Origin of the sequence: Microcoleus sp. N9_B4 (assembly GCF_036701635.1) — a bacterium.
GTDB lineage: Bacteria > Cyanobacteriota > Cyanobacteriia > Cyanobacteriales > Microcoleaceae > Microcoleus.
This window is the reverse complement of record NZ_JAUBRC010000006.1, coordinates 25,501-39,010: the sequence shown is the minus strand read 5'-3', so window position 1 is coordinate 39,010 and position 13,510 is coordinate 25,501. Positions and strand designations below refer to the sequence as shown.

At 46.7% G+C, this 13,510-nt stretch carries 11 protein-coding genes; 5 read left to right on the top strand and 6 right to left on the bottom strand.

Annotated elements, in window-relative coordinates:
* Window positions 1-300: 300 nt before the first annotated feature.
* The 3 genes from QUA43_RS05660 to QUA43_RS05650 form a co-directional block, all read right to left on the bottom strand.
* Entirely contained in the window at window positions 301-2,814 is a 2,514-nt protein-coding gene (locus QUA43_RS05660; protein ID WP_333371765.1) for an MASE1 domain-containing protein, read from the bottom strand.
* Between the two features lie 600 nt (window positions 2,815-3,414).
* Window positions 3,415-4,755, bottom strand: a complete 1,341-nt coding sequence (locus QUA43_RS05655; protein WP_333371763.1) for an ABC transporter substrate-binding protein — start codon at window positions 4,753-4,755, stop codon at window positions 3,415-3,417.
* Window positions 4,756-4,820: 65 nt separating this feature from the next.
* Window positions 4,821-5,771, bottom strand: coding sequence for an RsmB/NOP family class I SAM-dependent RNA methyltransferase (locus QUA43_RS05650; protein WP_333371761.1), 951 nt, complete (start codon window positions 5,769-5,771; stop codon window positions 4,821-4,823).
* 51 nt (window positions 5,772-5,822) lie between these two features.
* Between QUA43_RS05650 and QUA43_RS05645 the strand changes: the two genes are divergently transcribed.
* The 3 genes from QUA43_RS05645 to fmt are packed head-to-tail and all read left to right on the top strand — an operon-like array spanning window position 5,823 to window position 7,443.
* On the top strand, window positions 5,823-6,125 hold the full coding sequence (locus tag QUA43_RS05645; protein WP_333371760.1) for a hypothetical protein: 303 nt from the start codon (window positions 5,823-5,825) through the stop codon (window positions 6,123-6,125).
* A complete protein-coding gene (locus tag QUA43_RS05640; protein ID WP_333371758.1) occupies window positions 6,082-6,402 on the top strand; it encodes a Uma2 family endonuclease in 321 nt (106 codons plus the stop codon). The genes QUA43_RS05645 and QUA43_RS05640 overlap by 44 nt, the downstream gene beginning before the upstream one ends.
* A 42-nt stretch (window positions 6,403-6,444) precedes the next feature.
* Complete coding sequence (fmt, locus tag QUA43_RS05635) at window positions 6,445-7,443, top strand: methionyl-tRNA formyltransferase (RefSeq protein ID WP_333371756.1); 999 nt, start codon at window positions 6,445-6,447, stop codon at window positions 7,441-7,443.
* Window positions 7,444-7,527: 84 nt separating this feature from the next.
* Here fmt and QUA43_RS05630 read toward each other — a convergent pair whose 3' ends face one another.
* The 3 genes from QUA43_RS05630 to QUA43_RS05620 all read right to left on the bottom strand — a co-directional run bounded on the left by QUA43_RS05630 (window position 7,528) and on the right by QUA43_RS05620 (window position 10,902).
* Entirely contained in the window at window positions 7,528-8,769 is a 1,242-nt protein-coding gene (locus tag QUA43_RS05630; protein ID WP_333371754.1) for an exonuclease SbcCD subunit D, read from the bottom strand.
* Between the two features lie 190 nt (window positions 8,770-8,959).
* Window positions 8,960-9,535, bottom strand: coding sequence for a Uma2 family endonuclease (locus QUA43_RS05625; protein ID WP_333371752.1), 576 nt, complete (start codon window positions 9,533-9,535; stop codon window positions 8,960-8,962).
* Window positions 9,536-9,624: 89 nt separating this feature from the next.
* Window positions 9,625-10,902: an ATP-dependent DNA ligase gene (locus QUA43_RS05620; RefSeq protein ID WP_333371751.1), complete on the bottom strand. Its 1,278-nt coding sequence runs from the start codon at window positions 10,900-10,902 to the stop codon at window positions 9,625-9,627.
* Between the two features lie 429 nt (window positions 10,903-11,331).
* Here QUA43_RS05620 and QUA43_RS05615 point away from each other — a divergent pair, with 429 nt between their 5' ends.
* Together QUA43_RS05615 and QUA43_RS05610 are read left to right on the top strand one after the other, a co-directional pair.
* The gene (locus QUA43_RS05615; RefSeq protein WP_333372020.1) at window positions 11,332-11,637 is read left to right on the top strand and encodes a glutaredoxin family protein; all 306 of its coding nucleotides are present in this window, start codon (window positions 11,332-11,334) and stop codon (window positions 11,635-11,637) included.
* 200 nt (window positions 11,638-11,837) lie between these two features.
* Window positions 11,838-13,394 carry a UDP-N-acetylmuramoyl-L-alanyl-D-glutamate--2,6-diaminopimelate ligase gene (locus tag QUA43_RS05610; protein ID WP_333371749.1) on the top strand — a complete coding sequence of 519 codons (1,557 nt, stop codon included), beginning with the start codon at window positions 11,838-11,840 and terminating at the stop codon, window positions 13,392-13,394.
* Window positions 13,395-13,510 lie beyond the last annotated feature (116 nt).

Genomic DNA, 13,510 nt, shown 5'->3' with positions numbered 1-13,510 from the left:
AATTTCTGGCGCTTTGTAGGCAACTTTCTACAGTATATCTTTATTAATTAATAATATTATTATATATACGCAGCTATACAGTTAGCCGAAAGCTACGGAATCAAGCAAATCCTAGGTTTTATCGAAAAGCCTCTTGAGCATCTTTGCTCTCCACAATTTTTAAAACTGCGCTAATTATATCCTAACGGCTTTAATGATTTTGCTATATGTTTAAAATCTCGATACCTGCTAGCGAAAGAATCAGCAAATTGCGGAGACCAATAAAACTGGCAACGCTCGAAAAGAAATGTCAATAAATTATTATTTATCAGACTTTTCGGTTGAGCTTGAAAGGTCGGTGAAAATAATTGGTAGCCTAATTGTAAAAGTAGAACCTTTGCCTACCTCGCTGAATGCAGTAATGTCTCCGCCCATCATTTCGCAGAATTTCTTAGTAATCGTCAGCCCCAAACCAGTGCCGCCGTACTTCTTAGTAGTTGAGGAATCGGCTTGGGTGAAAGGCTCAAAGATTTTGGCTAACTGTTCGGGACTCATGCCAATGCCGGTATCTTTGACCGTAAAAATGATCCAATCTTGAGCGGGAGATAAGAGAGACAAGCTATTTTCAGCTTGGCCACCTCCTCTATACGCTCCAAGTTTTTTGCCTTTCTTTGCAGCGTCGGCGGAGATTTCGACGGATCGGGTAACGGCGAAGGTAATCGCGCCGGAGCAAGTAAATTTCGCGGCATTGCTGAGGAGGTTGAGCAGAGACTGCCGGAGTTTAGTCAAGTCGGTCTGCATCGAGCCAATATCCTCGGGGCATTGTATTTCTAGGATATTGCTATTTTTGTCTGCCATCGGGGCGATCGTGGCAACTACTTCCTCAACCAGAGTTGAAATGGTGAAGGTTTCGACGTGCAAGTCGGTGCGGCCTGCTTCAATTTTGGTCAAGTCGAGAATATCTTTAATCAGGTCTAGTAGGTGCTTGCCGGCGGTGTTAATTCTCTGGAGGTCGTCAATGAATTCTTCGGCACCGAGGTCTCGGGCGTCTTCTTGCAGGATCTCGCTGTAGCCGATGATGGCGTTGAGGGGGGTTCTGAGTTCGTGACTCATGTTGGCGAGAAAAATGCTTTTGGATCTATTTGCAGCTTCGGCGGCTAATGCGGCGCGGCGGAATTCTTCGGAACGCAAGCGTTCGGTGATGTCGGTGGTCATGATTAAAATGCATTGAGTGTGGCCGAGGTCGATCAGTTCCACTGACAGCAGCCAGTCGCGCACTTCGCCGGCTTTGGTGCGAATTTTGATTTCTTGGTTGCTGGTCGAATTTTGTGATTGCAAAATCTGGGCGAGCCGCCCCCCGTCTTCTGAATTGACCAACATTCCTAAGTCGCTGGGAGTGCGGCCGATAAATTCGTGCCGCAGCCAGCCTAATGAGCGCAAAAAGCTTTCGTTGGCATCGAGGAAGCATCCATCTGTGAGGGTGCAGATGCTGATACCGACTGGGGAGGCGTGAAAGGCTTTGGAAAATCTTTCTTCTGAAGAACGCAGGGCGGCTTCGGCTTGCTTTCTATCTGTGATGTCTTGGACGGTGCTGGTGATGTAGAGGGAGTTGACATCGGCTTGTTCGTAGACTGTGCGGTTGCTGCCGTCGGGGAGTATGAGCCTGTAGTCTATGCTGTAAGGCTGTTGCTGAAATAAAGCGGCTTCGATCGAGGTTTTGACTAATTCTCGGTCTTCCGGGTGCACGTATTCCAAGAAGGCTTCCAGGCTGGGTTCAAAAGTTCCTGGTTGCTGTCCCAGGATGCGGTAAATTTCCTCTGACCATCGCAATTGCTGGGCGTTGCGGTCTAAGTCCCAGTTGCCTAGCTGGGCTATGCGCTGGGCGTTAGCGAGGCTGGCTTCGCTGGCGCGCAGGGAGGCTTCTGCTTGGTGGCGTTCGGCGACGGTGGCAGCTAAAACTAAGCCGGTGACGGCGATGACGGCGATGAAGGCTTGCAGGGATAACAATGCTTGGGGGATACTGCTGGCGTGTTTGAGGAAGGGGCCACTGCCTCGGGCTATACCCCAGATGGCGAAGCCGCAGAGGATGAGGTTGGAGAGGGCTGTGTAGCGCTGACCGAATCGAAAGGCAGCCCAAACTACTAGGGGAAATGGTAAGTATTCGAGGGGATAGCGGGCGTAGGCGGCGCGGGTGCGGGAGCAAAAGACGAGCCAGCCGACTGCTAGTAGCAGTAGCAGCCAAATCGCTCGTTCAGCTATCTGTGTGCGATGGGTGGGGACTTTGGGCAATTGTTGCCACGTCAGCAGCAGCGGGGCAACGAGCACAATTCCCATCGCGTCTCCCACCCACCAAGTCCCCCAAATCGTGCCAAAATCGCTCCAGCTAGATAAACCGGTCAGGCAGACGACGATGCTGCCGATGGTGGAGTTGATTAGGGTAGATCCCAAGGCTGCTAGTCCGACTATTCCTAAAACGTCTTTGAGCCGATCGAGCCTGGCGCTAAAGTTAACGCCCTGGAGTAGATAAGTTCCCGTCCACGCTTGCAGGGTTCTGGCGCCTGCCGAGATCAATGCCGTGCCGATGTTGGCCGACGGTACGCTCATGCTGAACAGGAAGCCTCCGATCGCGATTCCCGGCCACAGTTGCCGCCCAAACAGCAGCAGGGCGACTTGGGCAATTCCTGCTGCTGGCCACATCGGGTAAATTTCTGAACTGAGGGTGAGGGTGGAAATGGCGAATTGCGACGCCCAATAGTAGACCAGGGCGATCGCGCCTACTACGAGGAAGTACCGCCAGGAATGTCCTTTGATTGCATTAAGGAACTTTGTCTGCATGGTCGTTTGGGGAAAAGGTGGACGGTTGTTGGGGTCTCAGTAGGTGGCACGGGACAGGCACAGGGTAGAGAAAATGTTTCTATTAGGTGATGGTAGGTCATGGGTGGTAGGTAGTGGGAGAAGCTTTTGAGCTAACTTTTTGTGGTGCCGTTGAGGGTTCGGTTTTTTTGTTCGAGCAAATCTGCCCATGAATTTCGGGAGTATCGCTTTTTTGTAAATATATCTCTAATGGCTAAGCAATTGGTTTGTAAATTTTTGGTTTTTCTTAAAAATTTATTACCGAGCGACAGCGGGTGTCTTTTTGTGTCGGGCGATCGTAAGTCAATTCACCCTAACATCTTGCACCATTCTCAATAATACCTAAAATACCTAAAATACCTAAAATACCTAAAATACCTAAAATACCTAAAATACCAATAATAGCGACGTAAAATCTCTGCTTTTAGGTAAGTTTCAGGCAAGGAACACGGTTTTTGATTAGAAGTGCAGGCGGTAGTGATTTTCACTAGATTTTTTAACCAATCAATCGAGGCTTTAAGTCTTTCGCTCGAATACAGTGAAAGCGGATCTATTACAGCTAATAAAAATATTTTTTATTGTCTATTTCTCTTTGGCTGTTGCAATATCTAAGGTTAGTGTCAAACGCTCTTGAGATTCTTTAAGGGCGTCTTGAGGGTTGCGGCCGAGAAGGGTTGCCTCTATGGCGCGACCGAGGTTTTCTGATAGGCGGGAGTAACCTGATATAATGGGTCGCGCTCTGGCTGAGTTCATTTGCTCTAAAAATACTTGCAAAACAGGGTTTTTTTCCACAAAACTTTGATAAGCTTGGCTCTGTCTCGATTTTAAGTTAATGGGTAAATAACCTGTTCCCAATGCCCATGCTGTTTGGAATTCTTCACCTATAACGTATTCTAAAAATACTAGGGCTGCTCGCTCTCGTTCTGGCGAGGTTTTCATTAAAAATAGGTTTTCACCCCCTACTACGGCAGCGGGGCGTTTGAGGATCGGTAAAGGCATTGCTCCGTAGTCGATCGCGCTTTGCTGCAACTGTGCTAGCGTCCACGGCCCGGTGATTTGCATGGCGACTTTCCCGGCGATGAAATTGTCGAGTTCGTAACCGCGTTCGGGTGCTGACAATATTGCTGAACCTTCTTTTAACAAGTCGCTCCACAATTCTAAGGCGGCGTGAGAACCGGGATTATCTATTTGGGGTACAGGACTTTGAGGTGTTTCGCCTTTGAGTTCGCCGCCTGCGCTGAACATGAATGGCAGCCAGGTAAATACTGTCCATTCTCCTTTGCCTAGGGGGAGCACTATACCGTGTTGATCTGTGCGACCGTCTCCGTTGGTGTCTCGCGTGAGCGATCGGGCTACTTGCTTTAATTCCGCCCAATTCTGCGGCACTTCTTTGATTCCTGCTGCTGCAAATAAGCTGGGACGGTAAAAGATGGCGACGTTGTTTGTCGCTAGGGGAACTGACCAAGTGTGTTCGCCAAGTTCCATTGACTCGAAGAGTGCCGGGTAGATTTCGGCTTTCCGAGGCGATTTGTCGAGCCAGTTTTCTAAGGGTTCAATTGCGTTGAGTTCTGCTAGTTTTCCTGAAATTGTGGCAGCATTCCACAGCAAATCCGGCGGTGCATTTCCAACTATTGCTGTTAATATTTTTGGGAGTTGTTGGTCGGGCTGACCGATGTAAACTGGTTTGATCTGGATGTTGGGATGGGTTTTGTTGAATTTGTCCGTGAGGGTTTGAAATACGTCGCGATTTGGTGGAGGATTGATGCCGTGCCACAGTGTGAGTTCGATCGGTTCGCCGTTTTTTGAGGCTGGGGTTGTGCTGTTTTGACAGCCGCTTAATATTAGCAGATTTAAGGTAATTAAAATGCCGATCGCTAGTTTGAATTGTCTTTTAATTGCTTTGGATAATTTGGATAATATCATTTTTTAGTTAGATTCAGGGAAGAAGACTTTTTTAACCGCAGATGAACGGGGATGGACGCGGATAGTTAGAGGTTGGTAAAACGAGCTAAATCTAGAAAATCTGCTGGTAGCTGATTTCTCTCTCCATCCGAGGTGTTTTGAAACAAAACGGTGAAAGCTCCTGCTCCTAGTCTATCTTGCGGCCACATCCGATAGCAAGGAATTTCTGTCAGGTGCGATCGATATTTTTCTAAATGAGGAACAGTGACTGGCTTAAATCCGGGGAATTTGCTTAACAGCCATTCGCTGACTTGTTCATTTTCTGCTGTTGAATAAGTGCAGGTCATGTATGCAAGATAACCTTGGGGCGCTACAATTTTAGCAGAATTGGCTAAAATTCTTTTTTGGCGGTTGGCATTGCTGTTGATGGTGACATGATGAAAGCAGCCGGGTGCTTTGTCTCCTTTTGCTAAGAGTGATTGACCAGTACAGGGAGCATCTACTATTACTAAATTAGCCGTTTGTGGCATCTTTTCGGCAAGTATTTTTGAATCGACGTTGGCGGCGGCGGATGGGTTAATTTGGCAGCGTCTTAAATTAGATATCAGCATTCCCATGCGTTTGCCTATGGCTTCGTTGCACAAAAGCAATTCGGGCTTTAAGGTTTTCCAGGCAAATATACTTTTTCCTCCGGGGGCGGCGCACATATCTAAGATTAGTTTGATTTGCTGGGGTATTGTTAACAATGTGGAGGCGGCGAAGATTGAGGAAAACTCGAGACAGTAGTAATGTCCTGCTTGATGTAAGAAATGTTTTCCGGGCTGGGATTTTAATGCTAGTCTATCTACAAATTGCGGTTGCCAACTAACTGGAATTTCGACAGCAAATGGGTTTTTTGTGGGTTTTGGTTGCAGCCACAAGATGGCAGGATTAAAAGGTTGAGGATTGTTGACGGCATGAAGGAATTTTTCTTGTTCTGCGGTGTCTGCAAATAAGCTGCGGCTGAGTTTCAGCAGGAGATTAGATGGGCTTTCCATGCTCTGACAGATATGATAAGATTGAGATGAACACTAAAAACTGTAAATCCGATGATAATTCCTAGTGTAAAACAATTAGATTTAACTTTGGAAGAATGGATGCAAAATCCTCCTGACGGGACGGAGTGGGCGGACGGTAAAGTTATAGTCAAACACCCTGTAGAATTTGTCAATGGAGAAGTAGTCGGGAAACCGGGAATGACTGCAAAGACTCGCCGGATTCAAGCTAGATTAGTACGATCTTGGGGCATTTACATGGACTCAAGCGGCCAAGGGGGGCGAGGTTTATGTGGAAGTCACTTGTCAAACTATGAAAAAAGGGCGAATCCCCGATGTATCTTATATTACTCCTGAACTGTTGGCGCAAGTTGGGGAGTTTTCAGTTTTGCCCCAGAGTTTTCCGCTGCTAGCTGAGATTGTTTCGCCTAGCGATTTTGCAGATGATGTTTTTGCTAAGGCACAGGAGTATTTAGAATCGGGATCTTTGGAAGTTTGGCTGCTGTTTCCCAAGAGTAGTTGGGTGTTAGTAATTACTCAAAGTCAGGTGGTTTGGTTCAAGCCTGGTGAGGTGGCGATAACTCAGGTTGTTTTGGCAGGATTTAGGGTGGCGGTGGATGAATTAATGGCGTAGTTTTGTTGTTATTATTGTACTGTACGAAATAAGTAAAAATTTATGAAAATTGTATTTTTTGGCACTCCCGATTTTGCTGTTCCTACTTTATCCAGTTTGCTAAGTCACCCAGACTTTGAGGTGGTGGGTGTGGTGACTCAGCCGGACAAACGTCGGGGAAGAGGGAATCAATTGATGCCTTCACCTGTAAAAGATGTGGCTTTAAATCACAGTCTCCCGGTTTGGCAGCCGCGCCGAATTAAGAAGGATGCGGAAACGCTTGCTAAGTTGCGGGAAGCGGAGGCGGATGTGTTTGTGGTGGTGGCCTACGGTCAAATTCTTTCTCAAGAAATTCTGGATATTCCTAGTTTGGCTTGCGTTAACGTTCACGGTTCAATTTTGCCGAAGTATCGCGGTGCAGCACCGATTCAGCGCTGTCTTTTTGACGGGGAAAAGACAACAGGAATTACTACTATGCTGATGGATGCTGGGATGGATACTGGGGCGATGCTGTTGAAGGCTTTTGCTGGTATTTCACTGTTGGACAATGCTGATTCTTTGGCGGATAGATTGGCGGAGGTTGGGGCGGATTTGTTGGTGGAAACTTTGGTGAAATTGAGGGACGACCAAATTGAAGCTGTTGTTCAAAATGATGCTGAGGCGACTTATGCGCCGATGATTAAGAGTGCGGATTATGTGCTGGATTGGTCGAAAAGTGCGATCGCGCTTCACAATCAAGTTAGGGGCTTTTTCCCGGATTGCACGACGACTTTTCGTGGCAATTCTCTGAAGGTGATAGCTACTGTGCCCGTCGGGCCGGAATATTGGCTGCAAATGCCAGCAGATTTGAGAGTTTTGGAACGCGAATGGCCTGTTTTGGATCAGTTATCGGGCGCAAATGGGGAAGTTGTGAAGGTTGTGAAGGGGTTGGGGGCGATCGTCCAAACTGGTGATGGTTTATTATTATTGCGGGAGGTGCAGTTGGCGGGGAAAAAGGTGCAGTCTGGGGTGGATTTTGCCAATGGAACTCGGTTGGTTATAGGGGAAGTTTTTGGGAGTTAAATTGTATGTTTAGGGCGGGCAGGATGCCCACCCCACAAGAGTTGGAATAAAAATAATCCTGTGATTAGATGCGCGACAGTTGACCTAAAATTCTACCAAAACCTCCTCTTTCTCTCCCAACAAACCCTGTGCCGCTTCTAACATACTCTCAGCAACATCTTTCAAATCTTCGCGACTTGCCAGATAAGTTTTCAAAGCTTCTAAGGGTTCTATACTATTATTAGCATTCAATTCTGGCAACCGCGGCCTCGCTAACTGACTGACTAATTCCGGCTGGATTGTGTAGCTGTGCGCTTCGCCCAGAAGTGCGTGCAATTCTGCGTTGTCAATTAAATCTAATTGTTCGGATCGCAATTGGTAGATCAATCTCACAACCGCGTCTGCGAGATCCTTCTTCCCAATAGCTTTCACCAGCTCAGCTTGCGGATTTTCCGATTCGGAAACATTCACTTTAATCGTCTGAAACACCCGCACCGGCAATGTGCAAAATTCCCACTCTGCTTTCCCCCGTTCCACATTAACTAACACAAAACCTTTATCTTCTTTCTCTTCGCTAAAATCAACTCGTTCGATACTTCCGGGATAGATTACGGGCGGATTGTTGGAAGCATTGAGATTTTGGTGTTTGTGAACGTGGCCGAGAGCAACATAATCAAAACAAGGGCGAGTTAGCATGGAAACGGGAATGTTAAAACCTTTGCCAACTGCTAAAAAACGTTCGGCGCCCAGACTGGCTTTATCTGCCATTAAGTGCGCTAAAAGTACGGTTGGTATGTCGGGGTTAAGGCGGCGGATTTCGCCTTCCATTGCGATCGTCAGTTTTTCGGTTAATAATTGGTTAACATCGCCCATAGACAGGCTTTCAGTCTCGGAACGTGTCATTAAGGTCGATCGAGTCAACCAAGGCAATGTTACCACCTGTACCGGGCCGCTGCGGGTTTGAATCAGGTGAGTGTCCAGGCGATCGCCTACAATAAACTTAGGTATTCCCAAAGTCCGATAAATTCCCAAACTCGCGCCGCCTTGTCCCTGAGAATGTTGGTCGTGATTTCCTACTAGCAAAACCGTGGGAATTTGCGCGTCAACCAAGCGGCTGAATTGGCAAGCAAAAGCCTCTTTTACAAACGGTGGAGGCGTCGAATCCGGGAAAGCATCACCCCCGAATATGACTAAATCTACGGGTTCAGAAATTGCTCTATCCATACATTTACTCAGCGTCGCCTCGAAGTCTTCCAAGCGCGTATTTAAACCAGTTTCGGGATTAATCCGGCCGTGAGAAAAGCCGCTGCCCATGTGAATGTCTGAAAGGTGTAAGATTTTAATCATTGTTTTTTCTATTTGTTAGCTATCGTTTCGGTTCGTAGTGAGGACTTCAGTCGTCATCGGTTCGTAGTGATGACTTCAGCCCTCCTTTAGCTTCGGCAGAAAAACTAAAGTCTTTACTAAAAACTAGGTTTAAGGTTTTTGTCAAAGTACAGACGAGAGGAGATTACTACTAAAAATCTTGTTTCATACATCACAATACCATTCCGGGGACTTTTTGATAAACTTGTGCGATCGGGCAGCGAAAATCTATACTCATTAACTCTAACTCATCTCCTTGTCGGTAAGTCTGAGAAACCCAATTTCCCTCAGCATTGAGTCGAAAACACTCTATTTTGATTTCTGATTGAGTTATGAGCACGTATTCCTGCAAACTCCGAGAAGTTTGGTAATCTGCAAATTTATCACCTCTGTCAAAAGTTGCCGTTGACGGCGACAATACTTCAATAATCAAAGACGGATGAAGAATGAAATCCTCGGTTGAATTTATCTCTCTTTCGTCGCAAGTAACTGCTATATCGGGGTAGTAATAGCAATTTGCCTCTTCCAATCGGACTTTTATATCTGATGTTAGAACGATGCAGTCAGTACCATCAAGATGATTTCCAAGCCGCCTTACTAAGTTGCTAGCAATAATAATGTGAGGTTTTTTTGCCCCCGTCATTGCATAAACCTGTCCGCGTCTGTACTCATGTTTGATCGGGCTTACTCGTTCCCCTTCTAGGTAATCTTCTGGGGAGATGTAGAAATTGTTTTTGCTGATAACCATTGATTTTTAATCCGCTGATTTTATCTGATACTATGTGTTGGAAATCCCATATTTGGGGAAGGAAACGGCAGTGCCGTTTCCCTACAAATTTAACAAAACTCCAGAAATCGTGCGTGCCACAGTTTGCCGCTTTCCGTCAAACCCTGCGATCGCACTTTAATTTTGACACTTTTGGGGTTAGCCTCGTAGAGTCGGGCAATTTCCTGCATTTCCTCCCCGCTAAACCCGGTTCCCACGGTTCCTACTGGGACTAATTTGCCATCAATTTCTTGCGCTACTTTGACGGCGCTAAACGGCCGCCCCGCAACTTTTGTCGCCGTCAAACCCACAATAAACAAATCGTGTTCTTGACAGTATTTAGTCCTCACTATCGGATATTTCTTAACATCTTTGCCGCCGATATACTGGCAGTTGTGCAACACCCAAACTTCACCTTCTCTATTTTCAGATTCCTGCTGATTTGCCAGGACTAGCTTTTCGGCGGTGGTGCGAAATGTCGGTAGAACTTCAAAGGCTGGGGATAAATTCGTCAGCATTTCGCCAACTTCAACTCCCGCTGCAATTCGTTCGGATTCTGCCACGGTAGTTAAATCATTGCCTTTGAAAAACAAACTTTTAAAAATGGCATAAATTGCGCTGGGCTGAGTAGTCGGAAAACCGCTTTCAATATTAACTGTAGCAGCTTGCGCCCCCGTGCGATGTTCGCTGCCCGTGCAGCTTTTGTAATACAGTTCACCGTCTAAAACAAAGGTGCCAATTTTAGCTGCTGTGTCGATTAATGTGCGATCGATTTCAATCGATGCCTGTTGCCGCAGGTTAGTCGATCGCGATTGGTAGTATACTTTATCTGGCGTCGCGATGACAACTACTCGATTGCCGTCGCGCTTTGGCTGTCCCCAATAATCGGGATTTTCGATGTAATAAGAACGTTCACTGGGCGCGTCAACCGGCTGCATTGTCACAATCCTTCCCGGCTGTAAGTGCGGTGGCAATTCGGCAACAATGGGATTGTTGGCAGTTTCTATTTTTGGGGCGGAAGTTGATTGTTTAGCAGGAGCGAAATCGGCGGTAGAATTGTTTGGAGTGTTGAGGGCGATCGGCTTTTCTCCGGTTTCCAATTCAAATGCTCTTTTCCAAAAGCCAAAAGCCATTTCCGGGTATCCTTCCGACTCGGCGCAGAGTGCAAAACCGATAACTTTTGCCGTACCGATGCCGCGCCCATAATCAGATAAATACTGCACGGCCCCCGCTTCTCCCATCAAGTGCAATCCTCGCGTGACGATGCGATTGTTCCAGCGTTCTCGAATGTCGGCGCTAATTTTTTTGGCTGCTTTTCGCTTGGCTTCTGCGTATTCGGTGCAGTCCATACTGCCTCCTTTATGTAGGGCTATTTATATACTATACTAAAGATTGATTTATTAGTCAAGCTCAAGTAAACAATTAGGTGGTGTTAATAACTTTAAATCTTTCATTTGTGAACTATAGCAATCCTAAATCCTTTGTGAATTTCTTACTCCCTCCCCTTGATAAGGGGAGGGTTGGGGTGGGGTAAAAAGTTTACGACTCCTGCAAGGATTGCTAGAGATTTATTTTTTTACCGCAGAGGCGCAGAGGGCACAGAGGAAGAGAAGAAAGAGATTGTCAAGTGCGGTAATCTGTTCGCTGCCAATGCTAAGATAACTTCGATCGCGCATTGCGACCAATAAAGCCGTGAGTTGCATCTTACTCGCGTTTGGTTCGCCAACTGGCGATCGGACGTTTAACAATTTAAGATCGAGTTTAATTTTACTGTTATGATTCGATTGATTTTGTACAGCAAACCCGGCTGCCACTTGTGCGAAGGGTTGCAAGAAAAACTCGAACAGATTGAAAGCCTGAAGTTTCAACTCGAAGTCAGAGATATTACCGAACGCGATGAGTGGTTTCAAGCTTATCAGTACGAAGTTCCAGTTTTGTTTAAAGTGCAGCCCCAGCCCACAAATTCTGTTGGCGAGGCTGCATTCTCCGCTGAAGAACTGTTACCCCGTCCTTCTCCCCGCTGTAGTGTCGCCCAATTGGAGCAAATGTTACAGAAATATTTGCAAATCGATCCGTCACAATAATACGATTTACCCAAAAACTCAGGTTTTAATCCTGACTTCGGGGTGCTCGGTGTGCAGCTTACTCTAGGCCGAGAGCTTTTACAGCGCGCATAAAAAAAACCTAGGGTTTTGCACCGCGCACAGCAAAAACCTGTAGATAGTGGCTCAAACAATGTGTTCCGCCAGTCATATTCAAGACATCCAAGTGAGGAGTTTTTCAGATGAAATTGAGAGAATTATTAGCAGCAGTTCCCAGCATTTCCTTTGACGCCAAACATCCCGCCCTCGATGCCGAAGTCAAGGGTTTATCCACTAATTCCCACGCTTGTCAGGCGGGAGATTTGTTTTTGGGAATGCCGGGAACTCGGGTTGATGGGGGAGATTTTTGGCAAAGTGCGATCGAATCTGGTGCCATTGCCGCCGTAATTTCCACCCAAGCCGCGGAGAAGACACCCCCCCAACCCCCCCTTGCTAAGGGGGGGCTAGAAGAGGTTCCTTCCACCAGCAACGGGCTAGAAGAGGTTCCCTGCGTCATCGCAGCAGCGGATATGGCTCAAGTTTGCGGTCAAATAGCAACTGCTTTTTACGGCAATCCAGCTAGCAAATTAAAACTTGTCGGCGTTACCGGGACTAACGGCAAAACTACAACAACTCATTTAATCGAATTTTTGCTCAATGAAATGCAGTTGCCGACGGCGATTTTTGGCACGCTTTACACTCGCTGGCCTGGCTTCCAACAAACTGCACTTTACACCACACCTTTTGCAGTTGACCTGCAAAAGCAATTAGCAGAAGCTGTCGCAGCCGGATGTAAACACGGGGTGATGGAAGTCAGTTCCCACGCTTTAGCACAGCAGCGAGTTTTGGGCTGTAGTTTTGAAGTTGCTGTCTTTACAAATTTGACTCAAGACCATCTCGACTATCACCGCGATATGGAAGATTATTTTGAGGCAAAATCGCTTTTGTTTGGTTCGGATTACCTCGCAAATCGCGCTGTAATTAATATTGACGACCCCTACGGGAAGCGGATATTTGAAACCCTCAAATCTGACGGAGTTTGGAGTTACAGCACTAGCGACAAAACGGCAGATTTGTATGCTTCAGATTTGCAGTATCAGCCCAATGGAGTTAAGGGAATACTGCACACTCCGAAGGGTGAAACTGCTTTTTCTTTGCCTTTAGTCGGTCAGTTCAATTTATCAAATATGTTGGCTGCTGTCGGTGCTGTTTTAGAATTGGGTTTAGATTTGTCCGCAATTGTGGAGAAATTATCTCAGTTTTCGGGAGTTCCGGGACGGATGGAACGGGTGCAAATTAGTTCCGACCAAGATATTAGCGTTATTGTGGATTACGCGCACACTCCAGACAGTTTGGAGAACTTGTTGAAGGCGTCGCGGCCGTTTATTCCGGGTCAGATGATTTGTGTGTTTGGCTGCGGTGGCGATCGCGATCGCACTAAGCGCCCGATCATGGGTAAAATTGTGGCAGAATTAGCCGATTTAGCTGTTGTTACTTCCGACAATCCGCGCACGGAAAATCCCGATCGCATTTTGGAGGATGTTTTAGCAGGAATTCCCGCCGCAGTAAAGCCCGTCGTGATGTGCGATCGATCCGCTGCAATTCGCACTGCTATTATGGACGCTAAACCGGGAGATGGCGTGCTGATTGCAGGAAAGGGACACGAAGATTATCAGATTTTGGGCACCGAAAAAGTCCATTTTGACGATCGAGAACAAGCGCGAGATGCCTTGAAAGCCAGAATGAATTCGGTTAAGTGAATTCGGTTAACAGTTAACAGTTAACCGTTAACTGTTAACTGTTCGCTGTTCGCTGGCTGTAAAATTTATTGGATTTTTAAGTATGGATACGAAGGTATAATCTAATTTGCACTAGA